The organism is Corynebacterium evansiae, from assembly GCF_027570065.1.
In the GTDB taxonomy this organism is placed as follows: domain Bacteria; phylum Actinomycetota; class Actinomycetes; order Mycobacteriales; family Mycobacteriaceae; genus Corynebacterium; species Corynebacterium evansiae.
On record NZ_JAKMUT010000004.1, the window covers coordinates 188,046 to 213,437 of the forward strand.

A 25,392-nucleotide genomic window follows, 5' to 3' on the forward strand; every position below is an offset into this window, starting at 1 on the left:
GTCGCGCGCGCAGATCTGGCAAGATCGAACCCATGAACCGCCCCGAGCATCCCGCACCCATCAACCTGATCGTCGGCGGCGATGACTTCCTGGCCGAACGGCGCAGGCAGGGCATCGTCGACCAGGCGCGGGCCGCCAGCGGAGACCCGAACCTGCCGGTAGAGATGCGCAAAGCCTCTGAACTCAGCGCACCCGAACTGGCCGAACTGCTAAGCCCCAGCCTGTTCGCCGAGGACCGCATTGTGGTCGTCACCGGCGTGGAGGACACAGGCAAGGAGATCGTCGGGCTGCTGGAACAAGCCATCAAAGACCCAGCCGACGGGGTGGTGCTGATCATCGTGCACACCGGCAAAGGCCGCAACAAGAAGCTGGTGGATAGCTGGCCGAAACTCGGCGCGGTGGTATTCCAAGCCGGGGCACTGAAGGGCCGCGAACAGCTGGCCTTCATCGACCAAGAGTTCCGCAGCCAGGGCGCGCGCGTGACCCGCGAAGTGTGCGAACTGCTGCTGGACGTGGTGGGCAGCGACCTACGCCAGCTGGCCAGCGCCATCAGCCAGCTCATCGCTGATACGGACGGCCACGTAGATGCTGCAGCGGTGAAGCGCTACTACCAGGGCAAAGCGGAGGTCAGCGGCTTCGAAGTAGCCGACTACGCCATCGCCGGAAACGTCCGCGCCGCAGTGGCGCTGGCGCGCCGGGCGCTACAGCTGGGCGTGGCGCCGGTTCTGCTGGCCAGCGCGCTGAGCTCCGGGATCGCAGACATTGCAAAGGTGGCGGGCGCGGGCAACATCAACTCCCGACGGGATGCGGCGAAGTTCGGCATGGCACCGTGGAAGCTGGACAAAACGATCCGCACCGCCCGGCGTTGGACCACCCCCATGATCGCGCAGGCGGTGCAGATCACCGCGGAGCTAGACGCGGGAGTGAAGGGGCACAGCGCCGACCCCGACTTCGCGGTCGAGGACGCGGTGCGCAAAATCGCCTACGTCGCTGGCGGGCAGCCAGAGCGCAGATTGCGCAGCGGGTACAGCGCTACCGGGCGTTAAAGCCCTTCCACACGCCGCAGTGCACCGCGTCGTCGTAGCGCGACTCGAAATCGTACTCACGGGTTTCCTCCCATGCGTCCACGCCACCCTCCAGGTGGGAGCCGATCAGCGCGCCAGTCAGTGAAGCGCGAGTATTGCGGTTGCCCGGCCAGTTCACGGCCACGTGCAGGAAGTCGTGCGGGGCGTACTGATCCTGATTATCCAGGTACAGTTGCGCCAGCAGTAGGGCGGAGGCGGTGCAGGAGCCTGCGTCCCACCCACGACCCAGAATCTGCACGAACTTGCCGCTATGGCGGTACAGCTCCTCGAAGTCGCCCTGCTGCAGGAACGGGGTGAGGTGCTCGTGCACGGCGCTGACGCGCGAGATCAGCTCACTCAACGGAACGTCGGGGCCGGTCAGATCTGTGATCAAAGCCTCGTCCAGGTCCGTGAGGATGTCCAGCTTCTCCTCGTTGGTCAGCAGGCTATCGTTATCGAAGTTCTCGTCGCCGGCCAAGCCTTCTGCGACGTCGAGCAGGCGGGTGCCCTTCTTAGCAGCCAGCATGCAGGCCACCATCGCGCACGCGGCGCGGGCCACGCCCGAGTCGTGAGTCAAGATGCCCTGCAGGACGGACCAGCCCACGCCCTCATCGGCGGGAGCGAGCAAAGCACTGGCCGCCACGCGCATTACGGCACCGGAGCCGCCCGAGTGAGTAGCCACATCGTCCCAGTGCTCCGCCCCGAGCAGGCTTAGCCGCTCCAGAGACTCGGTGTTCGAAGCCCCGGGGTGGCGGTCGTAATCCCGGTCGCCGTGGTAGTTGATGAAGTGCTGGCCGATGGCCTGCATGCCCTCTTCGCGGTCCAGGTCCCCGTCGTCAATCTCCGCCATAGCGGCGCACAGGGCCAGGGTCATCTGCGTAGCGTCGCTGATCACCAGCGAATCGGGTAGCGGGGTGCGTTCGGGCTGTGGCTCGTTCAAGTACGGGTAACCCCACGCATCGCCCAGGGCGGTGCCGAGTAGGGCTGAGCGGAAGCGATCCTTCATCCCTTTGTCGAACTCCTTTGAAAAGTCATTAGCAGCGGTCAGCTGTGGCTGTATCCAGCCCTAATCTAGCTCTTAAGCTTAGGGCATAACGAAAACCCGCACCCGGGGGAGGTTGTTGCTGTTGTTGCTTTGTGACGCAACGTCTCAACCTCTGTAGAAGGGTGCGGGCCTCGATTCAGGCAAGTGCCGGCTGGAGAATCTTTTGGATAAACCTTAGGCCATCTTGTTGAAGCGAGCGGCCATGCCGGACTTCTTGTTTGCCGCGTTGTTGCGGTGGATGGTGCCCTTGGTGACGGCCTTGTCGTAGAAGCGGGAAGCGACGCGCAGCTGAGCCTCAGCGGCTTCCTTGTCGCCAGCCTCAACGGCGGCGTTGAACTTGCGGGTCTCGGTGCGCAGGCGGGAACGGATAGCCTGGTTGCGCTTGCGAGCGATCTCGTTGGTGAGAACGCGCTTCTTCTGCTGCTTGATGTTTGCCATGGTGGCGTGCCTCTTCTTTCAAAAAGTCTTCGGAAAAAATCTGTTCAGGGGAGCGGGCTCCCGCCGCGGCCGCGCGGTCTCTAACACCCCACCCAAGGTCCTGTGGGATGCGGCGTGGCCTCGCAGTGCGTCTCTATAACGGCGCTGGCACTAGGGGTTAGCGCTAGTGGCTGCTACGAGCAGCACTGTGAACTCGGGAAATGTTAGCAGCAGGGGAGCAGAAAAGGCAAAAAGCTCCGGGCGGGTCTTTTTAGCCCCAGCCGTACTCCTGGCGCAGCACGTTGGCTACTCGATCGAAACGGCGGGAGGGTAGCGGGATGCCGCGGCGTTGGATGTGAGATTCCGGCACCTGCAGCACCTTATCTATACGCACCCAGCTATCGCGGTCCGCGCCGGAGCTCCACGGGCCGGTTCCTATGGGAACCCAGATCGGCTGATCAGCGTACTCCTCGCGGGAGGAAATCAGCAGGGTGAGAAGCCGGTGGCTCTTGCGCCCGACCACAAGCACTGCGCGCCGCTCGGGGGGCACTCCCTTCTTCGGGCGGATGTCTGCCCACACGACCTCACCAGCATCCGCCTGCCCGTCCATGTCCGGGATGTAGGTGACCGGGCGGGCGAGCTCCCGGCTGGGAGTCTTGATGGTTTCGTCCCGGTCGCCTGCCAAACCGGCGTACTCCGCCCCCATTCCCAGGTGTGCATTAAGTTCGGCAATGCCGCGCTTCAGAGCCTGCCGGCGCGTGAAATGGCGGATATAAAACCGCTGGAAGAACCCCTTGATGGCCCCAATGGGATTGCGGGATTTCCCCCGTGGGGGCGTCACATCCACAACACTTCCTTCGGAACCAGCCATAGGTGACAGATTACCCGAACCACGTGCGCACAGTAATAAGGTTCGCAGCTAAACCCCGTCTGCTACTTCCGGGGCGATGCATAGTAGGGTTACGCATAAGCGAAAGAGGAGGGCAAATGGCAGCCAAGCAGAAGAATTACGCCACGGAGACGTTTACGGACCCAGAGAGGATCCGTAACTTCTGCATCATTGCCCACATCGACCACGGCAAGTCCACCCTGGCGGACCGTATCCTGCAGATGTCGGGCGTGGTCGAGGACCGCGACATGCGCGACCAGTACCTCGACAACATGGACATCGAGCGCGAACGTGGCATCACTATTAAGGCGCAGAACGTGCGCCTGCCCTGGGTGCCGAAGACCGGCGCGCACGCGGGCGAAGAACTGGTGATGCATCTGATTGATACGCCCGGCCACGTGGACTTCACCTACGAGGTTTCCCGCGCCCTCGAGGCGTGTGAGGGTTGCATCCTGCTGGTCGACGCAGCACAGGGCATCGAGGCGCAGACGCTGGCGAACCTGTACCTGGCGATGGAAAACGACCTGGAAATCATCCCGGTGCTGAACAAGATCGACCTGCCCGCGGCAGATCCGGAGAAGTACTCCCTGGAGATCGCGCACATCATCGGCTGCGAGCCAGAGGACGTGCTGCGCGTATCCGGCAAGACGGGCGAAGGTGTGTCCGAGTTGCTGGACAGGGTCTGTGAGCTCGTGCCCGCCCCGGTCGGCGACGCCGATGCGCCGGCCCGTGCCATGATCTTCGACAGTGTCTACGACATCTACCGCGGCGTGGTGACCTACGTGCGCATGATGGACGGCAAGCTGGAATCCCGCCAGAAGATCCAGATGATGAGTACCGGCGCGACCCACGAAACCCTGGAAATCGGCGTGGTCTCCCCAGAGCCGACGAAGACCAAGGGGCTCGGTGTGGGCGAGGTTGGCTACATCATCACCGGTGTGAAGGACGTCCGCCAGTCCAAGGTGGGCGATACGATCACTTGGGCCGTCAACGGCGCGGAAACCCCGCTGAAGGGCTACCAAGAACCGACCCCGATGGTGTACTCCGGCCTGTTCCCAATCAGTGCCGACCAGTATCCGGACCTGCGCGAGGCCATCGAGAAGCTGCAGCTCAACGATGCCTCCCTGACCTTCGAGCCGGAGACTTCCGTGGCCCTGGGCTTCGGCTTCCGCTGTGGCTTCCTGGGCCTGCTGCATATGGAGATCACCCGCGCTCGCCTGGAGCGCGAGTTCGACCTAGACCTGATCTCTACTGCTCCTTCCGTGGTGTACCGCGTGGTCAAGGAGGACGGCAGCGAGGTGCTGGTGCGCAACCCTTCGGACTGGCCGGGTGGCAAGATGCGCGAGATCTACGAGCCGATCGTGAAGATGACCGTCATTGTGCCTGCGGAGTTCCTGGGTGCGACGATGGAGCTGTGCCAGTCCAAGCGCGGCCAGATGGGCGGCATGGACTACCTCTCCGAGGACCGCGTGGAGCTGCGCTACACCATGCCTCTGGGTGAGATCATCTTCGATTTCTTCGACCAGCTGAAGTCTCGCACCAAGGGCTACGCTTCGCTGAACTACGAGGAAGCCGGTGAGCAGCTGGCTGACTTGGTGAAGGTGGACATCCTGCTGCAGGGCGACCCGGTGGACGCGTTCAGCGCTATTGTCCACCGCGAGAATGCCCACTGGTACGGCAACAAGATGACCGTGAAGCTCAAGGAGCTCATCCCGCGCCAGCAGTTCGAGGTGCCGGTACAGGCCGCCATTGGTTCCAAGATCATTGCCCGCGAGAACATCCGCGCCCTGCGCAAGGACGTTCTTTCCAAGTGCTACGGCGGCGACGTGTCACGTAAGCGCAAGCTGCTGGAAAAGCAGAAGGAAGGCAAGAAGCGCATGAAGGCCATCGGTTCGGTTTCTGTTCCGCAGGAGGCCTTCGTCGCGGCTCTGTCTACTGACGCCGACTAGATCTACCGACTAGATTTATTGACGCCCACTAGGCTCAGCCGAGCTGGCGCACCGCCGCGGCCAGGCGGTTGATCTCGCTTAAGGAGAGCTCCTCGTCCGCGTGGGCGTTGCAGTAATCCAGCAGGGTATATCCGGTGAGCTGCAGTTGGTTGTGCTTGGCCCACATGCTGCGCGCATAGGGCGAGTTGTTGTTGATCATCTTCATCATGTGCTTGCGCTCGCTGAGCAGCTCGAACTGCAGATCGCGGCGCGCGTAGAGCGCGTGGTCCGGCGGGTTCATCAGCAAAGCGCCCAGCAGGGCACCCATTGCCGCTTCGCAATGGCCTACAAGGCGGCGGTGGTAGTGGGCGTCCGACGTAGTACGCCACAGCCACAAGAAGATAAACGAGCAGATAACCGCAATACACACCTCGGCGAGGCGGTCGATCACCACGTCGCCGAGCGGGCGGTCGAGAGAGTTGCCCATCATCAGCGCCATGGGGGTGGTGAAGATGACGGTGAACGCATAGTTCTTGACGATGAAGAACTCGGCGGCGAATTGGCAGGCAGCCAGCAAGAACAGCAGGGGGAGGCCGCCGATCTGGAAGGCATGGGCGATGGCGAACAGGCCAATGCCCAGCACGGATCCTAAGAGTCGGTGGACGCCGCGGACGGTACCGGGGATCTTCTCCGGACCCCATTGCAGGATCAGCAGGGCGGTGATCACTCCCCAGTCGGGACGGTCCAGGCCCAACCGGATAGTGATGGCACAAGAGACCAGGCTGGCCAGCACTACCTTTTCCATGCTGAGCTCCGCATGGCTGTGGATATTGAGTGAACGGCCGAAGCGGTACTTCACCGAAGGCTTGTGGTGTGGGATTGCGGTGCGGGTGGGGTCGACCATGCCGTTGGTATCGGAGAAGTCCTCGTCCGTATCCACGTAGCCTGAGTGCGCGCTGGCGGACATGAGTTTTTGGCGGGCCTGCTGCACCTGCACCACCAGGTCGCGCTGCGACTCGCGGATGACCCTGCCACCGGAGACGATGCCCGCGCCCATGAGCGTGGTCCACGCCTCGGAGAGGGAAGTGCGGGCCAGGTAGTAGTTGCCGGGGCTTGGATCTTCAGCGAAGTCTGCTACTGCGTTGTTAAGGGTGCGAATGGCCTGCTGCTCGGGGCCGCGCGGATTAAACAGGGCGGGGAACATGCCCACGATGATGGCGACGAATGCGCCGAACAAGGCCCAACCGCCGATGGCTAGCGGGTTGAGGTCGTTGCGGGCGATCATCGTGGCACCGCCGGAGACCATGACGATGAAGAAGCCGCCCGGTGGCGGCAGGCGCAGTGCGTTCTGTGCGTAGGTGAACACGCCGGAGAGGAAGGTGCAGTACACGCCGGCGATGAGTAGCCACCAATGCGAGCCGCCGGAATCCATGTGCTCCCACATCATCTTGCCCAGCCAAGCGGCGATGGTGGGGCAGGCGGCCAGCAGGACGGCGGAGAACGCCATCACCTTCAGGCGGATGCGGTACGGCAGATTGCCGCCGTAGATGACGGTGAACGCTCCTCCAGCAACTAGCAACATCGCATCGGTGTGGCCCAACGACCATGCGATAGTGCCGGGGATCAGCAACGACAGTGCGGCTCGCAGTCCACCAGCCCAGCCCGAGGCCTTTGAGTTGAAGGTACTGAACAGTTCCCAAGCGCTCGGGCGTTGGGGGATGGGGAACTCCGCGGGGTTGCGCGGGGGCTTCGGGGATAGTGGGGAGGGCTGATGGTCGGGGCTGGTTTGGCTCACTGCGTCTGTATGTTTCCTCTTATGCGTCGGCGAAATAGGACGTCCATTGGGACAGTCCAAAGGGACATTCACAGTGTAGCCCTCGAAATCGAACAATGAGCTGTGGGTTGTCCGGCGCAGTGCCTACACTGAGATCCATGAGTTACAAGGACCCGCAGCGCCCGCAGGATAAGGATTATCTGGCTGGCTGGATGCCCGACGAGGATCCACATGATGGGCAGGTCGTGCGCACTTCCGATGAGCAGGATCTGGAAGCTCGTCGCATTCGGTTGTCGAAGTACCGCCCGAGCACCGCGAAGAAGATCGCGGCCTGGCTGGCATTGATCCTGGGTGCGATGATGCTGTTCGGGATCCTATCCGGCTCGATGGAGGGCGTCGAGGGTGCCTTAAGGATCTTCCTGGCGGTGCTCTACTGTCTTATGTTTGCCGGACCGGCACTGTTCTGGATGTATGCGAACAACCGCGATACCAAGGCGGTTCGGCAGTGGGCTGCCACGGAGTCCGATTACCGGGAAGTGTGGGAATCCTTCGACTCGGCGACACAGTCCATCTTCGCGCGGCCTTCACTGGCAGACGAGCTGCCATTGCTACCGAAGCGCCCCTGGCTGTGGATCTGGATCGCGGAGTTCGCGGTGATCGCTACTGCCGGCGCGCTGACCCCTGCCTAGCTGCCGCCTGAACCGTGAAGGGCGCAGGGGGAGTCCTACTGGGGAGTGGCGATTGTGAGGTAGTCGACCCACTTCTTTTGCTTCAGGGCGAAGTCTGCCCCAAAGTCGTAATCGTTCGATTTGCCTACCTGACAAGTTAGAGTGCTGCCGTCCGAGCCCACGCGGCAGTCCATCGCATGAGTATCACCGGAATCGGGGTCGGTGACTGTGATGCTCGCACGGGGTAGAGCCGTCACGTTAGGGTTGCTAGACCTATAGGCGTAGGTGGGTTTCAATGCCTCTGCGTAAATCGCATCAGCGAACTCGCATGATGTTAGGAGAGGAACGCTGATGTCAGCGCCATTTGCAGTGACCCCGCAGTCATTTCGCGGGTAGGCAGGGCCTCCAGCGGAAGAGGAACGTTTGCGTTTGCCTCGCGTCGGCTCAGCTGCGCGGCTGTTGCTTTCTGCGGCAGAGCTGTGACCGGAACCGTGGTTTGAAGCCGGTGGGGTGGGGTTGGGGCCGGACTTCTTGGTGGACTTTGCGCGCGTGGATTCGTCTGCCTTGTCACCCTTCTTGGAGTCGTCCTCCGTAGAGTCTTCATCCTTAGCTGCCGAATCCTGCTGTGCAGAGCTGTTGGCGGAGCTGTCGGAGCCGGCGGCATCGTTGGAGTCTTCAGAACCGCAGGCGCTTAAACCCATTGCGGCGACGGTGAATAGAGCAAGTGCAGACATGCGCTTCATGAAAACGTCCTTAAGTAAAGGAATGAGTCGTATTAATGAAGAAGCCTAGCGCTTCCGCTAGTCATTCACAGTGAGAACGACCTTTCCCAGCGCGTGGCCCGACTCGACCTCCTGGTAGCCCTCAGCGGCGGCGCTGAAGGGTAGTTCCCTGCCGATCACCGGGCGCATCGCGCCCTCCACAACCAGCCGGGCGAGCTCCGCGAAACGCTCCTGGGTACGGATGCGAGTGATGCCGCTGCCGCCCAGGCGGGCGGCCAGCTGCTTGTCGGCAGCGCTGCGGATCGCGCCCTCTGGTGCAAGATGCGCCAGCCCCTCCAAGACCCCGCCGCCGACGAGGTCCAGAATGCCGTCCACCGGCGGAACGGTGACGTGGGAACCGGTCTTGCCCAGTTCCGCGGTATCCATAAAGCGCGCCCCCAGGCGCTCTACCAGCACCTTCTTGCGAGCACTGGCGATGCCGATGACCTCAATGTCGAAATGCCGCGCCAACTGCAGAGCATGCGTGCCTACGCCACCGCCCGCGCCGATCACCAGCAGGCGGGCGCCCTCATCCGGCCAGGTTTCCAGGTTGTGCAGTTCCGCCAAAGCGTCATAGGCGGTCCCGGCGGCCGCGGGGAGGCAGGCCGCATCCGTGGCCTCTACACCGCTGGGGATAGCTGCGGTCGAGGTGGCGTCCAAAAGAACAAAAGAATCACTCGCAGCACCAGTGCTGGAGAAAGCCGAGCCAAAGACGCGATCACCTGGCGAAAACCCGGTGGAAGGGTCGGCCTCGACGACGATTCCGGCGGCCTCGCGGCCCATGGCCATGGGGAAGGAGACCGGGAATGAGCCCTGGCGTTGGCCGTTCCGCACTTTAATGTCGCCGGGGTTCAGACTGATCGCCGTGGGGCGGATCAGCACGCTGCCGGGCTGCCAGGTGGGGTCGGCGACGTCAAGGAAGCTGGTGACCTCGGGGCCGCCGAAGGATTCAAAGCCGAAGATACGCATGAACCCCATGGTAGGGGTCCGCTAGTTCTTGGCGAAGCGGCGCATGAGGAAAGCGAACAGAGCGCCGGAGATGTTGTGCCACACGGCGGCGACCGCACCGGGGATAGCGGCCTCTGGAGCCCAGTACTTGCCCGACATGCCAGAGGCCAGGCCAGCGGACTGCGTGGCGACTTCGATGGCGGTGGTACGGCGCACAGCGGGGGATTCGCCGGTAGCGCGGGCGGCGAAGTAGCCCAGGATGTAGCCGATGGTGTTGTGGATGATGACGGCGACCAGGACGGTTACGCCGACGTTCATCAGGGTCTCCGAAGATTTAGCCACTGCGGGGAAGACCACGCCACCGATGGCGATGATGGACAGCCACGGCAGGACCGGCAGCAAGAACTGGACGATGCGGTCGAAGATCACACGGATGACCAGGCCGCCGATGACGGGCAGCAGCACGGTCTGGACCAGGCTCCACGCCATGGAGGCGCCGTCCACCGGGGTTTCCTCGCCCGCGAGCAGCAGCATGATCACCGGGGTGACGATCGGGGAGAGGATCGTGGAGACGGAGGTCATGGTCACGGACAGGGCGACGTCGCCCTTGGCCAGGTAGGAAACCACGTTGGAAGTAGTGCCGCCCGGGACGGAACCCAGCATCAGCAGGCCGACCGCCAGCATGGGGTTCAGCCCCAGCAGCTTGGCAACGGCCACCGCACCCAGCGGCATGATGACGAACTGCGCCAGCACGCCGATGAAGATCGGCATGGGGCGCTTGATGACCAGTGCGAAGTCCGGCAGCGTCAACGTGAGGCCCATGCACAGCATGATGATGGCGATCATCGTGGAGATGTGCGCCGCCAGGGGAGTGAAGGTGTCCGGGCTGGCCAGTGCCAGGCCGGCGCCGATCAAGATGAATGCGGGGAACGCCCACACGGCAATGGTGGCGGAGCGTTCCTCGGAGGCATTGGTGGCATTGGCGGCTTTGGTGTTTTCCGCGCCGGTTTCGGGCGCTTCGGTTTTCTTCTCTTCGGTCGTCATGTGACCAGTATATGAGACGACAGTCTCAAAGTATGAAATTCTCCGAAAAGCCTGCCGTGAACGGGGGTGGGGAGATTAGTTAGAGTGGTTCTAACGGCTTGCGCCCAACAGAAGGAGTGACCAATGAATCAACCCCGCACCTGGTTCACCAGCGACCTGCACCTTGGTCACCCCTTCGTCGCCGAACTACGTGGCTACGGCACCAGCGGGGAGATCGATGCGGACGTCGAGCGGCACGACGCAACGATTCTGAGCAACCTCACCAGCGCCCTGGCTCCGGGCGACACGCTGTGGGTTCTCGGCGATATTTCCTCTGGGTGGGGTCCGCAGGAAGAACGAGCGCTGGACCTGCTGGCCGAGGCCTTCTCTGGCCTGGACGTCACCGTTCACCTGATCGCCGGCAACCATGACTCCTGCCATCCGCTGCACGCCAACAGCGCCGAGCGGCAGCGCCGCTTCCTGGAGGTTTTCGATTCCGTGCAGCCCTACCAGTGTGTGGTCCCGTGGGATCCGGACGGCGACGGAGTGGCCGATAACGAGGACCTAGCTAGGAAGGCCGATACCGAGGTTGCCTGGCTGTGCCACTTCCCGCGCCCCGGTCAGGATCACGAGGGCATGGAGTCCCGTTACGACTCGCTGCGCCTGGACGTGCCATACGTCATTCACGGCCACCTGCATTCCGCGGCGCCCATCACCGGCCCTGGTCAGGTCGACGTTGGAGTGGATGCGTGGGGCCTGCACCCCGCCCCTTATGAAGAGGTTATGGAGCTTCTTTACCGCGACGCCTAGCGCTCAAAGCAGGTGCATAAGCATCTATTTATGTATATTTATGCTGTGCGTTTATCGCTCGGGGCACTTTGTTGGCCCTTTTTCTAGGTGACGCCAACTTCTCGGCGCGCAACAACATGAATAAACGGGACTTGAGGTTATGACGTTCGACTTTTCCCAGTACACCTACCGTCCGCGGCATGCGGCAAAGAGCTCACGTTCTGCCGCAAAGGGGATCGCCACCGCGGCTCTAACCGCCTCCATTGGTGTGGCAGGGTTCGCCGTCCCGGCGAATGCCGCGCCTGCCGGTCCGCCCGCCGGCTCGCAGCTTCCGCCCATGCCGCAGGTTCAGCTGCCCCCGCCGCCGCAGCTCCCGCAGTTCCCACCGTTGCCTCCGGTTCCGCAGGCTGTGGAGGATGCGCTGAACCAGCTGGGAATGTCCGCCAACCAGATCCCGGGTTCCTCCGCCCCGCAGCGCCCGGCACCGCACCGGCCCGCACCGAACAACGGCTACAAGGTGCGCACGATCCACAACGTGCCTGCGCGCACCTCCATGGCAGTGGTGACCAATAACGGCATTGCCAAGACCCCGAACGCGGATGAGTCTCGCCCGGGGCTTTCCATCGTGAAGCTGTACATGGCGGACTACGTGCTGCGCTACGGCGATCGCAGCAACTCCGATCGCTACCTGGCAGAGCGCATGATCCGCTTCTCCGACGACGGTGCAGCCTCCAAGATCTACCGCAAGTACCCGCGATCTATCAGTACCATCGCCCGCGAGTATGGCCTGCGCAACACCCGTGCAGCCGCCCACTGGGGTAACTCCTATACATCCGCGACGGATACCGCTCTATTCCTGCACAAGCTGCGTATCCGCCACCCGCGCTCCCTGGTTCTGCACTGGATGCGCACCGCCAGCCCCGTGGCGGCTGACGGCACCCGCCAGAACTGGGGAACGGTGCACCTGCCGGGTGTCAACGGCACGAAGTGGGGCTGGTCCGATTACGGTCGCCAGACTTTGGCCTCGGCCTCCTTCGGCAACGGATACACCGTGGCCTCCTTCTCCTGGGGCGGCCGTGCGGTGCAGAACGCAGATACTCGAGCGGCAGCAGGATACCTGCGATAGTCTTAAGCCTCGAAGTGCAGCGACACATAAGCAACTAAGGCACATGAAGGATTGAGCTCGGCTCCTGGCACGGAAAGTTTTTAGGTAATGGCACCACAGGACAAAAACCCTTTCAACAGCGGAGGCAACGGCGCGGACGGGCAGAACGCCGACAACCCGACCGAATACTTGGGGCAAGCCAAGTCGGAAGGGGCGAGTGCGGAGCCCCCGCAGTACCGCCGCCAGGATGATCAGAGCACGCAGGTATTCGGAGCCTCCGGTACTGGAAACTCGCAGGGCTACCAGAACACGGGCGGTCAGGGGTACGGTGCGCCCGGTTTTAACCCTCAGGGTGGCTATGGCCAGGCTGGCCAGCAGGGCTACGGTCAGCCTGGTCAGCAGGGATACGGCCAAGCTGCCTACGGCCAACAGGGTTATGGGCAGCAGGGATACGGCCAACAGGGCTATGGCCAGGCCGGTTATGGTCAGCAGGGTTACGGTCAGCAAGGGTATGGCCAGCAGGGCTACAGTCAACCGGGCCAAGCATATGGTCAAGCTTATGGCCAGCCCGGCCCTAATGGCTCCAACGGGCAGGGAGGCAACGGCAACGTAGCCAAGATCGTCGTCGGCCTGCTGGTGCTTATCGCACTGGTAGTTGGCGGTGTGCTGATTTACAACCTGGTCTCCAGCGACGACGAAGGCGACGAAAAGCCCACCTCCTCGACATCCGAGACCACGGATACGACGGGGGAGAACAACGAAGAGACTTCGGGGAACCAGAACGAGGACAACCCAATGACCTCGATCCCCACCCCCTCTGGTATCACGTTGCCCTCGGACTTCCCGGACATGTCTGATTACCAGGATCAGCTCGACGACAGCCTGGAAGATTTGGAAGAGATGCTGAGCAGCATGACCGAGAGCCCCGTCGTGCCTACCGGTAGGCCCAGCTACAACTAGCCAGGCCGCGGGCGGAGCCTAGACCGCGGTGTCTAGAACTCGGTGCCTAGAACGCGGAGCCTAGAACCCAGGGCTCCAGCCTCAAACAAACACAAGAAACCCCCAGGCGGACTTAAAACCTGGGGGTTTCTTGCTGACGTTTCAAGAGGAGAATGACCGTTCGTATGTGGATCCTTTCTGTCGACCACTGAGCACTAATCTAAAGTGCCTTCCTGGAAAAACCCTGTGTACGGTCTGCAAGGTCGCTACGCGTTAAATAGGCTTTTCCCGCAAACGATAAAACCCCTGTTCAAGCGCGGAAAACGGGCTCGCTGCAATCAAGTATTTTCACTCTGAGGACATGATTGTCCGGGCGAGGGGATAGGGTATTGCAAGACCTACACACGTTCGAGTACGAAATTGGGGAGTGATCCCGCCATGGAAGGCGAAAAATCTACAGTCGCGGCAAACGCGGAAAAAGTAAAGGTCGACCCGTTAATTTTCTGGGTTGCCTTCGGCTTCATCGTTGCCTTTGTCGGCTACGCGATCATCTTCAAGGACAGGGCCGCAGAAAGCCTGCAGACCGGCGCAAACTGGCTGCTGGAGAACTTCAACTGGCTGTACATCGGCAGCATCTCCTTGGCCTTCCTGTTCCTCATCGTTCTCTTCGTCTCCCGCTTTGGCCGCATGCGCCTGGGCGTGGAGGGCGAGGAGCCGGCATTCCGAACTTTGTCCTGGTTTGCGATGCTCTTCGCCGGTGGCCTCGGCTCCGTGCTGATGTTCTACGGTGTGGCCGAGCCGATGAACCACGTCGTCAACGTGCCCATGCAGGACGCAGAACCGATGAGCACCGAAGCGATCGGCGAGGCCATGGGCTTTACCCTGTATCACTTCGGCCTGCACATGTGGGTTATCTTCGCCCTGCCGGGCCTTGCTCTGGGCTACTTCATCTACAAGCGCCACCTCCCGCCGCGCGTATCTAGTATCTTCGCGCCCATCCTCGGCGCCAGCATTTACTCGTGGCCCGGAAAGCTTATTGACGCCCTGTCTATCATCGGCACCGTGTTCGGCATCGCGGTTTCGGTCGGGCTCGGTACGCTGCAGATCAACTCTGGCCTGGCCAAGGTGTTCGGCGCGGAGACCGTCGCATGGGTGCAGATCAGCATCCTTGTCGTCATCGTGGCGGCGTCGTCCATCTCGGTATCCACGGGACTGTCGAAGGGTATCAAGTGGCTGTCCAACATCAACATCCTCGCCGCAACTTTGCTGATGGTGTTTGTGCTGCTGACCGGCCCCACGCTTCTGCTGCTGCGCGGCACGATGGATGCCACCAGCCTGTACGCGGAGTACCTGCCGAAGATCATGTTCTGGTCCGACTCGCAGCAGGTAAACCCCGGCTGGCAGGGTAAGTGGACGGTCTTCTACTGGGCGTGGACGATCTGTTGGTCGCCTTTCGTGGGCATGTTCGTCGCCCGCATCTCCCGTGGTCGTACCGTCCGTGAGTTCATCGGTGGCGTGCTGCTGCTGCCGACTGCGTTCACCATCGTTTGGTTCTCCGTCTTTGGCTACGCCGGCCTGGACATCGAGAAGAAGGAGCCGGGCGTGCTGACCCAGCCGATCGTGGAGGAGGGCGATCCCGCCACCGCGCTGTTCACCTTCTTGGAGCACTTCCCGTGGACCCTTGCCATCAGCATCCTGGCGCTGTTCGTTATCGCCATCTTCTTCGTCACCTCCATCGACTCTGCGGCGTTGATCAACGACATGTTCGCCGCCGGTGAAGAGGGCAAGACCCCGCTGATCTACCGCCTGCTGTGGTGCATCATGATCGGTGCCGTCGCAGGATCCATCCTGATCATGGCTCCGGATTCCGGAATCGACGCGCTGCAGCAAACCGTGATCATCATTGGCTTCCCATTCGTGCTGTTCAACTTCGTGATGATGTTCTCCCTCGTGAAGGGAATGAACGACGACTCTGCGGCGCGCCCCGAGCCGCCGAGCCGCCAGTGGGGCAAGACCGACTCTGCGGAGAAGCTGGCCGAGCACGAAGCTCGCCCGGCCCCTGGCTATGACAACGAGGGCAACGAGCACGCCCGCTTCGAATACGACGCGGAAGGAAACCTCGTCATCCCTGGCAACGTGCGCATCGAGGGCGACCTGGGAATCGTCGGCGACGTGGACAATGAGGCGGAAGTCGCCCCCGCGCGCCCGATGTACGACCAGGAGGGCGAACTGATTACGGAAGAGTCGACTGAGCCCGAAAGCTCGGCGGACGATGAGGGCGTCAATAAGGAATAGATCAGGAAATGCGTTAAGCACAATCGCACCTACAACATCGGTAGGCTGGATCTAGTACGAATAAACCTATAAAAAAGGAGTGACCATGGTTCAGCGTGTAGGTGTTATCGGTGCAGGTCTAATGGGATCCGGCATCGCAGAGGTCGCCGCCAAGGCCGGCAGCGACGTGCTGGTTTGGGAGGCCAAGCAGGAGTTCGCCGATGCGGGTAAGGCTCGCATCGAGAAGTCCCTGGAGAAGGCCGTCAGCCGCGGCAAGCTGTCCGAGGAGGACCGCGACGCAGCTCTGGGTCGACTGACCTTCACCACCAAGCTCGAGGACTTCGCGGACCGCGAGCTGGTCATGGAGGCCATCATCGAGAACGAGGACATCAAGAAGGACGTCTTCGCCAAGCTGGACGAGATCGTCGAGGACAAGAAGGCGCCGCTGTGCTCCAACACGTCCTCCCTGCCGATCCAGACCATCGCCAGCGCCACCAAGAACCCGGGCCGTGTGCTGGGTCTGCACTTCTTCAACCCCGTTCCGGTTCTGCCGCTGGTGGAGGTCATCCCGGCGCTGACCACCGACGAGGACGTCGTTGAGGTGGCTCAGACCTACGCCACCGAGAAGCTGGGCAAGCAGGCCATCCGCGCGAAGGACCGCTCCGGCTTCATCGTGAACTTCCTGCTGGTGCCGTACATGCTCTCCGCAGTGCGCATGGTGGAAAACGGCGTGGCAACCCCGGAGGACATCGATACTGGCATGAAGCTGGGCGCTAACCACCCGATGGGTCCGCTGACCCTGGCAGACATGGTTGGCCTGGATACCTGCGCCTTCATCGCTGACGTCATGTACAAGGAGTTCGGCGACCCGAGCTACGCCTGCCCGCCGCTGCTGCGCCGTATGGTTACCGCAGGTCACACCGGACGCAAGTCCGGCAAGGGCTTTTACGAGTACAATTAAACCCACGACACTCGCTAGACGAAAGGAAGGTCAATATATGTCCATCGACGATCTGAAGAACAAGGCAGAGGGCGCCGCAGGCCAGGCCAAGGAGGCCGCCGGCGAGGCTACCAACAACCAGGATCTGGCCAACGAGGGTCGCGCAGACCAGACCAAGTCTGACATCAAGGACAAGGCCAACGAGCTGAAGGACAAGGCTTCCGACGCTGTAAACAAGGTTCTGGGCGACGCTCAGAAGTAAAGCTCAGAAGTAAAACTGAGAGCGAGAAAGTCCCGGCTGAAAAATTTCAGCCGGGACTTTTGCTATTGCCGGGGTGTTCCCAGGGCCGGAGCTCGAGGAACGCCCCGGCGCGCTGGCGCGTGCCGGAGCCTTACAGCGCCTGGTCGACGACCGCTGCCGCGCGGTCGACGATCTCCAGTGCCCAGTTCAGCTGCTCCTCGGTGGTGATCAGTGGCGGGGCGAAGTGTAGGCGGTGGCCGGAAACCATCGGCCAGATGCCGGCCTTCTTCAGCTCGGCGCCGAACGCACCCATGGCCTCGCCACCCATCGGGGTCTTAGCCTCCTGGTCGCTGACGAACTCGATGGCCCAGAAGAAGCCCTTGCCGCGGACGTTGCCCACGCTCGGGTGGTTCTCCGCGATCTTCTCCATAGCCGGGGCGATAACGCGCTCGCCCAGCTCGGCAACCTTCTCGAAGGTGTTCTCCTCGCGGTAGACCCTCTGCGCAGCCAGGCCGGGGGCGGCCGCCAGCGGGTGGCCGGAGTAGGTCAGGCCGCCCGGGTAAGGCTTGTCGGCGAAGCGCTGGTAGACGGCCTCGTTCATCATCACGCCACCCAGCGGCGCCATGCCGGAGTTCACGCCCTTGGCGAAGGTAACCAGGTCCGGCTGCAGATCCTTGCCGCCGTGCTCGTAGGCGAACATCTTGCCGGTACGGCCGAAGCCGACCATGACCTCATCGGCGATGTACAGCGCACCGTGGCGGTCGCAGATCTCGCGCACGCCCTGCAGGAAGCCCTCCGGCGGGACGATGATGCCGCTGGAGCCCACGACGGACTCGATCAGCACGGCGGCCACGTTGTCCTCGTACACCAGGGTTTCCTCCAGCGACTGCAGAGCGCGGGCGCACTCTTCCTCCTGCGTGGAGGAGTAGAAGGCGCTGCGGTACAGGAACGGGCCCCAGAAGTGCTTCACGTCGCCGTCGGTGGTGGGGTTGCCGTGGCGGCGAGCCTCACCGGTGGCCATGATCGCGGAGCCGGTAGCGCCGTGGTAGCTGCGGTAGGCGGTCAGGATCTTGGACTTGCCGGTGGTCAGGCGCGCCATGCGGATGGCGTGCTCGATAGCGTCCGCGCCGCCGTTGGTGAAGAATACGTGGGAGAAGTCGCCCTGCGCCTGCTCCACGATCTCCTTGGCCAGCTCGCTGCGCACATCGTTGGAGAACGCGGGGTTCTGGTTGGTGATGCGGGTGGCCTGCTGCTGAATTGCCTCTACCAGCTTCGGGTGGGCGTGGCCCAGGTTGGCGCTGACCAGCTGGCTGCCCAGATCCAGGTAGCCGTTGCCCTGGTAATCGTAGATCCACACGCCCTCCGCGTGGCTGAGCGGCTGCGGATTGATCTTATCCTGCGCCGACCAGCTGTGGAATACGTAGTTGCTGTCGTTGTCGCGTACCTGCTGCTCTGCGGTCGTTGCTTCTTCGGTACCGACGCCAACTTTCGCGCCGTCGAAGGTAGTGAACTCGGTGATGTTAGGGGGTAATTCAGTCATTCCCCCAGGCTACTCCTGTGTGTCGGCATCGGCAGCGGAGGTGCTGTCTAAGACTGTTCCCGGGTGGCCTGCTCCGTAAAGCTTTCGTCGTAATCCTCGCGGTAATCCTCGCCGTAGTCTTCGTCGTCTTCAGCGCCTGGCTCGGCGAAGCCGAAGCGCTTCAGGCGCGCCCGATCGGCGGCGGAGGAGGAGCTGGTCAGTTGCAGCAGTTCGTTGTAGATGCCGCCGCTGGTCGCCAGCTCCGCTGGGGATCCGACCTCGCAGACATGCCCCTTGTCCAGGGTGACGATCTTGTCTACGTCGGCGATGGTGGACAGGCGGTGGGCGATGACGATGGTGGTGCGGCCCACCATCAGCTCGTTTAGGCCGGCCTGCACCACGCGCTCGGCCTTGGTATCCAGCGCAGAGGTGGCCTCGTCCAGGATCAGCACGGGCGCGTCCTTCAGCATCGCGCGGGCCACGGCGATGCGCTGCTTCTGCCCGCCGGAAAGGCGCAGGCCGCGCTCGCCGATCAGCGTGTCGTAGCCGTCCTTGAAGTGCATGATGAAGTCGTGGGCGAAGGCGCGCTTGGCCACCGCCACGATCTCCTCGTCGGTTGCGTCGGGCTTGGCGTAGGCGATGTTTTCCCGCACTGTGCCGGAGAACAGGGCGGGTTCCTGGAACACCACGCCGACGGAGCTGCGCAGCTCCGCAGCCGTCATGTCCGCCACGTCCTTGCCGCAGACCTTAAGCTGGCCCTCGGTGGGGCGGTACAGGCCCAGCAGCAGGTTCACCAGGGTGGACTTGCCGCCGCCGGATTCGCCGACTAGCGCCACCTGGTCGCCCTTGGCCGCCTGGAAGGTGACTTCGTGGATGACGGGCTCGCCCTTGAGGTACTCGAAGCTCACGTGGTCGAAGTCGATCACCGGCCCGGTTTCCGGGGCGGACAGCTGTGGGCGCACGGCCTGGTCCACGTCCTCTTGGGATACCAGCATCGGCCCACCTGGGCGGGCGGCCTCCAGCAGGGGAGCGGTGGCCGAAGGCTCCTCCAGCTCCTCCATGGTCTCGAAGTACTCGCGGGAGCCCGCGGCGGCGCGCTGGGCGGTATCCACCATCCAGCTCATCATGCCGGCCGGCTGGCGGGCCATCACCACGTACTGCAGCAGTAGAACCATGTCGCCGAGCGTGAAGTCGCCGTGCAGGGTGCGCCAGAACAGCATCAGGTAGATGGCGAAGAAGATGATGTTCATCCCGCCCATGCGCAGGACGTCCATGAAGTGCCACCAGCGGGACTGCTCGCGCGTCAGTTGGATCGTGTCTGCAAAGTGCTTCTGGAACAGTCGCAGTTCGCGCAGCTCGGAGACGAAGGACTTCACGACCTTCACCTGGCCAATGACCTCCGCAAAGCGCCCCTGGGCGACGTCGATGTGCTCATTCTTTTCCTTCTCCCACACCATCCACTTCTTGGAGGTCAGCATGGTCAGGTACAGGTACATCGGGAAGATAATGGCCAGTAGCAGCGCCAACGGCCAGTAGTAGATCGCCGTGATGACCAGGATCATCACCACGGTGATCAGCATGGAGAAGAAGTTGTTGGCGAAGGACTTGATGAAGTCCGTCAGCCCCAGGATGGAGCGGTCCAACCGGGAAATGATGGTGCCGGTGACCTGTTTGTCGTAATAGCCCTGCGGCAAGGCCAGCAGCTTGGCGTAATAGCGGTTGGAGAGGATCTGGCGCATCCGCATCGCCATCACGTCGCCGAACCAACCGCCGATGTTGCGGATGATGGTGTTCGCCAGTTCCACCGCCAGCAGTCCGACCGCCAGCCAGATGACGGTCTTCGTGGCGTTCTCAATGGCGGCGTCGGAGGCCCCTCCACCGCCGACGGTGTCCACGATCGTGTCGGTGGCCAACTTCACCAGGAAGGGAGTAGCCAGTGCCAGCCCCGCGGTGACGAGGCTGGTGATCATCACAATGATGTAGAACGGCCACAGTTCCTTGGTGGAACGCAGGATACGGCTAAAGGCATTAATCACACCTAGCCAAGTTAATTGTTCACGTGCGCCTTAGCGAATTCCGCGATGCGGTCCAGGGCCTCGTTGAGGATCTCCCGGGACGTTCCGAAGTTGATGCGCACATGCCCCGCACCCTGGGCGCCGAACATGGTGCCCTCGTTGAAGGCCACACGGGCGCCTTCCAGCAGCTTCTGGCCCGGCTTCTCCTCCAACCCCGGAACCTCGCTGAGGTCTACCCACAGCAGGAAGCTGGCCTCGGGGCGGATGAACTTCGCGCCGGGCAGCACCTCCGGCAGGCGGCGTTCGAGCAGGTCCAGGTTGCCCTGTAGGTACTCCAGCTCGCTGTCCAGCCAGGCCTCGCCGTCCGTGTAGGCGGCTTCGGCGGCGACCTGCCCCAGAGTGGAGGCAGATCCGGTGCGCAGCGGGCTGACCTTCGCCATGGCTGCGCGGTCGTCCGGGTTGGTGAAGATCATCTGCGCGCAGTGCAGGCCTGCGGTGTTCCAGCCCTTCGAGGTGGCCAGCACTGTCACGGTCACCCGCGCAGCGGTCTCGCTGAGCGTGGCCAGGGGAGTGTGCTTGTGCGGCGCGTAGACCACCGGCGCGTGGATCTCGTCGGAGATCAGGCGCACGTTGTACTTGTCAGCCAGTTCCACCAGCTTGGCCAGCTCTTCGGGGCGCCATGCGCGACCCAGCGGGTTGTACGGGTTGCAGACGATCATCGCGCCCACGCCCGCCGGGTTGTCGGTGCTGGCGAAGGCGGCCTCTAGGGCCGCGTAGTCGAAGGCCCACTCTTCGGCGCCATCCTTTTCCACCTTGGTCATCTCCACCTCGACCTTCGGGCGCTTGACTGCGCTCGGAACGTCGAAGAACGGGTGGTAGCTCGGCACGGGGACGATCACGTCGGAGCCCTGGGGCGTCAATTCGTCGATGGCCGAGGCCACGCCCTTAACTACGTCCGGCACGAGCCGCACCCACTTCGGGTCGATCTGCCAGCCGAAACGGCGATCCAGGAAGCCGGCCAGCGCCTTCTCCACCGAGCCGTTGCGGCGCTCGTAGCCGAAGTATTCGTGGTTCACGCCCGCCTGGATGGCCTGCTTGACGGCGGGGCAGGTGTCGAAGTCGGTCTCGGCGACCCAGAGGGGCAGCACGTCTTCGTCATAGACGGTCCACTTCATCGTCCCGCGGGCGCGCAGCGTGGCGAGGTCGGGGACAGATACGGCGGAATCCTGCGGACGTGTGGCCCGGGTGTTCTGGGTGGCCTGGGCGTTCTGGGGGCTGTTGTTTTGGGTGGTTGCGTTCATAGCGTCCCACCCTAGCACTCTAGACCGAGCTGTCTAGTAGCCGTCTAGAAACGGCCTATTGCGGGCGCTGAACTAGCCCAGATTGAGCCCTAACGGCTCGGGTACAGCTCCGGATAATCCTCCCGAATCTGCTGGTAGGCATCTTCCGCCACCTCGCGGGTCACCTCACCTCGCGCGGATGCGTCCGTGTCGAAACGCCGCACCATACGTCGCGAACCATAGGGTGGCCACTCCGGATCTTCCCCGCGGGCGAAACGCGAGACGATCCCGTGAAACTCCGTCGCCAGCGGCTGCAAGCGCTCAGCCGCGGACTCGCCGCAGAAATACTTCACTGTTTTGGGCGCGACCGTGAGGGCGTCAAAAACCAAAGGCAGATCCGCGCAGTGCCAGGCCGATTGGCTCCCGTGAAACTCATAGGCCCAGCTCGTATCGCGTTTCTCCTCCATGATCGCCACGGCCCAGCGTTTGATGGCCGAATCACCGATGGCCATTCCTATCGGGTTTTCTGACGCCCACCGCACCCGCGCCCCCAGCTTCCATTCCGCGTAGCGTCCCAACGCCTTGGCTGCTTGCCGCACCAACGGGTTTTTGGAGCCCAAGCGCTTATCGATGGCACGGGCGAAAGGCATCTTCGTGAACTCCTCACGCAGGGTGCCGATCAGCAGCGGCACGTCGCGCATCTCGCTGGGCCGGAAAGGATACGGCCCCACGGCACAGTCCGAACCGTAGAAGCGGGCGTAGCGCCGGTAGGCGCGCTGCAATTGTTCGGGGGAGAGGCTGGACAGGTGCTTGCTGGTCAGTGGGCCACCGAGGACCGCGCGGGCGACATGCTCGCGGCTCGGCCAGCCCTCGCGCGGGAACCCGGGGCTCAAGATCACGGCGCGGTGCACCAAGCCTTCGGTGCGCGGATTGCACAGCGTCCAGGCCGTCAGCGCGCCGCCGGCGGACTGACCCATCAGCGTGACTTGCTCCGGATCTCCGCCAAAAGCCGCGATGTTGTCCCGCACCCAGCGCAGGGCGGCCACAATATCCTCGGCGCCGCGGAAGTACTCCGGCTCGGTGTTCGGATCGGCCGAAGCGTCCACGTCGGCGGGGTGATCCTCGTCCAGCAGAGGCAGGAAGCCCTCCAGGCGGTAGCGGTAGTTCAGTGAAACGTAAACGAAACCCTCCTCGGCGAAGCGGACACCCTGGTACCAGAGTTCGTCGGCGAAGCCTTCCTCATAGCGACCACCGTGGATGAACACGATTACAGGTGCCCCAGACTTGGTGCTGGCTGTGGGGATGGAGCCAGATCCAGACTTGGCCTTGGGATGGAAGTCAGACTCGATGATGGAAGGGGGTGCGTCGACCGGGCAGGTGATGGATAGGGATTGGCGGTGGGTGGCGGTAGAGGGGTCGCCGAAGAAGAATCTAAAAGGGACGGCAGGGGAAGGAGGGGCGAAGCGTTCGCCCGAGGCGTAGGGGATGGACTCGAAGCGGAGGACGGAACCGCGGAGGAAGCCACGACTGCGACCCTGATTGATGGCCACATCAACGTAGTCCTTGGCCTCAGGGATAGAGTAGGGGATCATGGATTACCTCCAAAACGCTTCCGAACTGCCTTATGAACTGCCCGACTTCGCGGCTGTCGACCTTGCCGAGCTGGTGCCCGCCTTCCGCACCGCTCTGGTGGATCACGCCGCGCAGATCGCGGCGATCGCGAACAACCCTGAGTCTCCCACCTGGGAAAATACCGCCGAGGCGTGGGAAGAATCGGGGCAGATGCTGCAGCGCGTGCTGGCCATTGTTTTTAATTATACGGGCGCAAATGCCACCGATCAGGTGCGCGAGATCGAGGCGACCATCAGCCCGGAGCTGGCGCGGCACTTCAGCGAAATCTGGCTGAACCGGAGGCTGTGGGAGCGCATCTGCGCCCTGCCCGAGCAGCCGGAAGGCAGCGAGGAGGAGGCCCTGCTGCGGGAGCTGAAGAAGAGCTTCATTCGCGGCGGCGCGGAGCTGGACGATGCACAGCGGGCAAGCCTGCGCGACATCGACGCCCAGCTGGCCGAGCTGACCACTGCCTTCGGGGCGCAGCTGCAGACCGCCACCGAGGACGCGGCGGTGCTGCTGACCGACGAGGCCGAGGTCGCGGGGCTGAGCGCGGCGGACAAGGAGTACTTCGCCAAGGCCGCCATCGAACGTGGGGAGGAAGGCTGGCTGATTCGCCTGGGCCTGCCGAGCATCCAGCCGGTGCTGGAGTCCCTGGAGAACCCGGCTGCGCGCGCGAAGGTGCACGAGGCATCGCTGAACCGCGCGACCGGCAGCAACGAGGCCACGCTGCTGCAGATCGTGCGCCTGCGCGCCCAGCGCGCCGAGCTGCTGGGCTTTGCCAATCACGCCGAGTTCGTCGCCGCCGCCGAGACCGCCGGTAGCCTCGCGGCGATCGAGGATCTGCTGAATCAGGTGACGCCCGCCGCCGTGGCGAACGCGCACGGAGAGTACAAGCGGGCGCTGGACAAAATGGCCGTGAGCGGCACATCGAGCGCAGCGGACGCAGCGGACACAGCGGGTACAGCGGGGCTGAGCGGTGCCGACTGGCCCTACTGGGATGCCCAGCTGCGTGCTGAAGAGCTGGACGTCGATGAAGCCGAGCTGAAGAAGTACTTCCCGCTGGAACAGGTGATGGTCGACGGTGCCTTCTTTGCCGCCAAGCGCCTCTACGGCATCGACCTGCGGGAACGCACCGACCTAGCCGGCTACGCGCCGGGCGTGCGGGTATGGGAAGTCACTGAGGGGGAAGAGTCGCCCGTCGGCATCGGCCTGCTGCTGACCGACATGTACGCCCGCCCCACCAAGCGCGGCGGCGCGTGGATGAACTCCTTCGTCGAGCAATCCAACCTGCTGGGCAAGGCGCCTGTGGTAGTCAACGTCATGAACATCGCCGAACCCGCCGAAGGCGAGCAGGCGCTGCTGACCCTCGACGAGGTGCAGACCGTCTTCCACGAGTTCGGCCACGCCCTGCACGGCCTGCTCTCCGACGTGCGCTATCCCACGCTGTCTGGCACCAACGTGCCCCGCGACTTCGTGGAATTCCCCAGCCAGATCAACGAAAACTGGGCCTTGGAGCCCGCCGTGCTGCGCAACTACGCCCGCCACGTGGAAACCGGGGAAGTCATCAGCGGCGAGTTCGTCGACGCGATCCGCGCCCAGGCGAAGTGGGGCCAGGGGCTGGCCACCACCGAGTTCCTGGCCGCCTGTTGGCTGGACCTGGCCTGGCACAAGCTCTCCGCCGCGGAGGCGGAGAAGCTCGCCGCCACCGACGATGCCGCCGCCCAGGTGGAATCCTTCGAGGCCGAAGCCCTGGAGCACGCCGGGGTGGACGTCAACGGTGCCCTCGCCCCGCGCTACCGCTCGGCTTACTTCAACCACATCTTCGCCGGTGGTTACTCCGCCGACTACTGGAGCTACCTGTGGGCGGAGGTGCTGGACGCCGACGGTTTCCAAGCCTTCGTCGATACCGGCGCTGCAGTGGGGGAGTCTGGGGAGTCTAATGACGCCGCCGCCGACCTCGACGACGATGATGTCCGCTTCGCGGGCGAGCGTTTCCGCCGCATCATCCTCTCCCGCGGCGCTAGCATCGACTTCGAAGACGCATTCTGGATGTTCCGCGGCCAGCAGCGCAACGTGCAGCCGCTACTTGACCGCCGCGGGCTGAGCCAGGGGTAGGCGTCAAGAAAAATACAGAAGACCAACAGAGAAACAGGGAATCAGAA

The 25,392-nt window shown here is 63.1% G+C and carries 21 protein-coding genes; 10 read left to right on the forward strand and 11 right to left on the reverse strand.

Annotated elements, in window-relative coordinates; all coding sequences use genetic code 11:
* Positions 1-32 precede the first annotated feature (32 nt).
* Complete coding sequence (gene holA / locus L8V00_RS06020) at positions 33-1,046, forward strand: DNA polymerase III subunit delta (protein WP_070487373.1); 1,014 nt, start codon at positions 33-35, stop codon at positions 1,044-1,046.
* On the opposite strand, the gene L8V00_RS06025 is transcribed toward holA, so the two are convergent.
* The 3 genes from L8V00_RS06025 to L8V00_RS06035 all read right to left on the reverse strand — a co-directional run bounded on the left by L8V00_RS06025 (position 1,033) and on the right by L8V00_RS06035 (position 3,397).
* Complete coding sequence (locus L8V00_RS06025) at positions 1,033-2,070, reverse strand: ADP-ribosylglycohydrolase family protein (RefSeq protein WP_035005335.1); 1,038 nt, start codon at positions 2,068-2,070, stop codon at positions 1,033-1,035. The two genes, holA and L8V00_RS06025, sit on opposite strands and share 14 nt — an antisense overlap.
* Before the next feature lie 213 nt (positions 2,071-2,283).
* Positions 2,284-2,547, reverse strand: coding sequence for a 30S ribosomal protein S20 (gene rpsT / locus L8V00_RS06030; protein ID WP_005296442.1), 264 nt, complete (start codon positions 2,545-2,547; stop codon positions 2,284-2,286).
* A 250-nt stretch (positions 2,548-2,797) separates the two neighbouring features.
* A complete protein-coding gene (locus L8V00_RS06035) occupies positions 2,798-3,397 on the reverse strand; it encodes a type II toxin-antitoxin system PemK/MazF family toxin (RefSeq protein ID WP_035005334.1) in 600 nt (199 codons plus the stop codon).
* A 116-nt stretch (positions 3,398-3,513) separates the two neighbouring features.
* On the opposite strand from L8V00_RS06035, the gene lepA reads away from it, so the two are divergent.
* On the forward strand, positions 3,514-5,364 hold the full coding sequence (gene lepA / locus L8V00_RS06040; RefSeq protein WP_070487372.1) for a translation elongation factor 4: 1,851 nt from the start codon (positions 3,514-3,516) through the stop codon (positions 5,362-5,364).
* Between the two features lie 34 nt (positions 5,365-5,398).
* Here the strand turns inward: lepA and L8V00_RS06045 are convergent, their stop codons facing one another.
* On the reverse strand, positions 5,399-7,138 hold the full coding sequence (locus tag L8V00_RS06045) for an FUSC family protein (RefSeq protein ID WP_269944504.1): 1,740 nt from the start codon (positions 7,136-7,138) through the stop codon (positions 5,399-5,401).
* A 137-nt stretch (positions 7,139-7,275) separates the two neighbouring features.
* Between L8V00_RS06045 and L8V00_RS06050 the strand changes: the two genes are divergently transcribed.
* Positions 7,276-7,806, forward strand: coding sequence for a hypothetical protein (locus L8V00_RS06050; RefSeq protein ID WP_269944505.1), 531 nt, complete (start codon positions 7,276-7,278; stop codon positions 7,804-7,806).
* A gap of 35 nt (positions 7,807-7,841) precedes the next feature.
* On the opposite strand, the gene L8V00_RS06055 is transcribed toward L8V00_RS06050, so the two are convergent.
* The 3 genes from L8V00_RS06055 to L8V00_RS06065 are packed head-to-tail and all read right to left on the reverse strand — an operon-like array spanning position 7,842 to position 10,538.
* Positions 7,842-8,528: a hypothetical protein gene (locus tag L8V00_RS06055; protein WP_269944506.1), complete on the reverse strand. Its 687-nt coding sequence runs from the start codon at positions 8,526-8,528 to the stop codon at positions 7,842-7,844.
* 57 nt (positions 8,529-8,585) lie between these two features.
* Entirely contained in the window at positions 8,586-9,515 is a 930-nt protein-coding gene (locus L8V00_RS06060) for an NADP-dependent oxidoreductase (protein ID WP_239316949.1), read from the reverse strand.
* A 21-nt stretch (positions 9,516-9,536) separates the two neighbouring features.
* Entirely contained in the window at positions 9,537-10,538 is a 1,002-nt protein-coding gene (locus tag L8V00_RS06065; protein ID WP_269944507.1) for a bile acid:sodium symporter family protein, read from the reverse strand.
* A 123-nt stretch (positions 10,539-10,661) separates the two neighbouring features.
* On the opposite strand from L8V00_RS06065, the gene L8V00_RS06070 reads away from it, so the two are divergent.
* The 6 genes from L8V00_RS06070 to L8V00_RS06095 all read left to right on the forward strand — a co-directional run bounded on the left by L8V00_RS06070 (position 10,662) and on the right by L8V00_RS06095 (position 16,826).
* On the forward strand, positions 10,662-11,327 hold the full coding sequence (locus tag L8V00_RS06070; RefSeq protein WP_034985356.1) for a metallophosphoesterase: 666 nt from the start codon (positions 10,662-10,664) through the stop codon (positions 11,325-11,327).
* 139 nt (positions 11,328-11,466) lie between these two features.
* On the forward strand, positions 11,467-12,432 hold the full coding sequence (locus L8V00_RS06075; protein WP_070487367.1) for a serine hydrolase family protein: 966 nt from the start codon (positions 11,467-11,469) through the stop codon (positions 12,430-12,432).
* 87 nt (positions 12,433-12,519) lie between these two features.
* Positions 12,520-13,371 carry a hypothetical protein gene (locus tag L8V00_RS06080; RefSeq protein ID WP_269944508.1) on the forward strand — a complete coding sequence of 284 codons (852 nt, stop codon included), beginning with the start codon at positions 12,520-12,522 and terminating at the stop codon, positions 13,369-13,371.
* A 417-nt stretch (positions 13,372-13,788) separates the two neighbouring features.
* A complete protein-coding gene (locus L8V00_RS06085) occupies positions 13,789-15,645 on the forward strand; it encodes a BCCT family transporter (RefSeq protein WP_269944509.1) in 1,857 nt (618 codons plus the stop codon).
* Between the two features lie 85 nt (positions 15,646-15,730).
* On the forward strand, positions 15,731-16,585 hold the full coding sequence (locus tag L8V00_RS06090; RefSeq protein WP_011273238.1) for a 3-hydroxybutyryl-CoA dehydrogenase: 855 nt from the start codon (positions 15,731-15,733) through the stop codon (positions 16,583-16,585).
* A gap of 43 nt (positions 16,586-16,628) precedes the next feature.
* On the forward strand, positions 16,629-16,826 hold the full coding sequence (locus L8V00_RS06095; protein ID WP_192816666.1) for a CsbD family protein: 198 nt from the start codon (positions 16,629-16,631) through the stop codon (positions 16,824-16,826).
* Positions 16,827-16,956: 130 nt separating this feature from the next.
* On the opposite strand, the gene L8V00_RS06100 is transcribed toward L8V00_RS06095, so the two are convergent.
* From L8V00_RS06100 to L8V00_RS06115, 4 genes are all read right to left on the reverse strand, one after another.
* A complete protein-coding gene (locus tag L8V00_RS06100; RefSeq protein ID WP_269944510.1) occupies positions 16,957-18,345 on the reverse strand; it encodes an aspartate aminotransferase family protein in 1,389 nt (462 codons plus the stop codon).
* 47 nt (positions 18,346-18,392) lie between these two features.
* The gene (locus tag L8V00_RS06105; RefSeq protein ID WP_269944511.1) at positions 18,393-20,360 is read right to left on the reverse strand and encodes an ABC transporter ATP-binding protein; all 1,968 of its coding nucleotides are present in this window, start codon (positions 20,358-20,360) and stop codon (positions 18,393-18,395) included.
* 11 nt (positions 20,361-20,371) lie between these two features.
* Positions 20,372-21,640 carry a MalY/PatB family protein gene (locus L8V00_RS06110; RefSeq protein WP_269944512.1) on the reverse strand — a complete coding sequence of 423 codons (1,269 nt, stop codon included), beginning with the start codon at positions 21,638-21,640 and terminating at the stop codon, positions 20,372-20,374.
* 89 nt (positions 21,641-21,729) lie between these two features.
* Positions 21,730-23,211 (reverse strand): carboxylesterase family protein, encoded by a 1,482-nt coding sequence (locus tag L8V00_RS06115; RefSeq protein ID WP_269944513.1) that lies wholly within the window; start codon positions 23,209-23,211, stop codon positions 21,730-21,732.
* On the opposite strand from L8V00_RS06115, the gene L8V00_RS06120 reads away from it, so the two are divergent.
* Positions 23,210-25,345, forward strand: coding sequence for a M3 family metallopeptidase (locus tag L8V00_RS06120; RefSeq protein ID WP_269944514.1), 2,136 nt, complete (start codon positions 23,210-23,212; stop codon positions 25,343-25,345). The genes L8V00_RS06115 and L8V00_RS06120 overlap by 2 nt on opposite strands.
* Positions 25,346-25,392 lie beyond the last annotated feature (47 nt).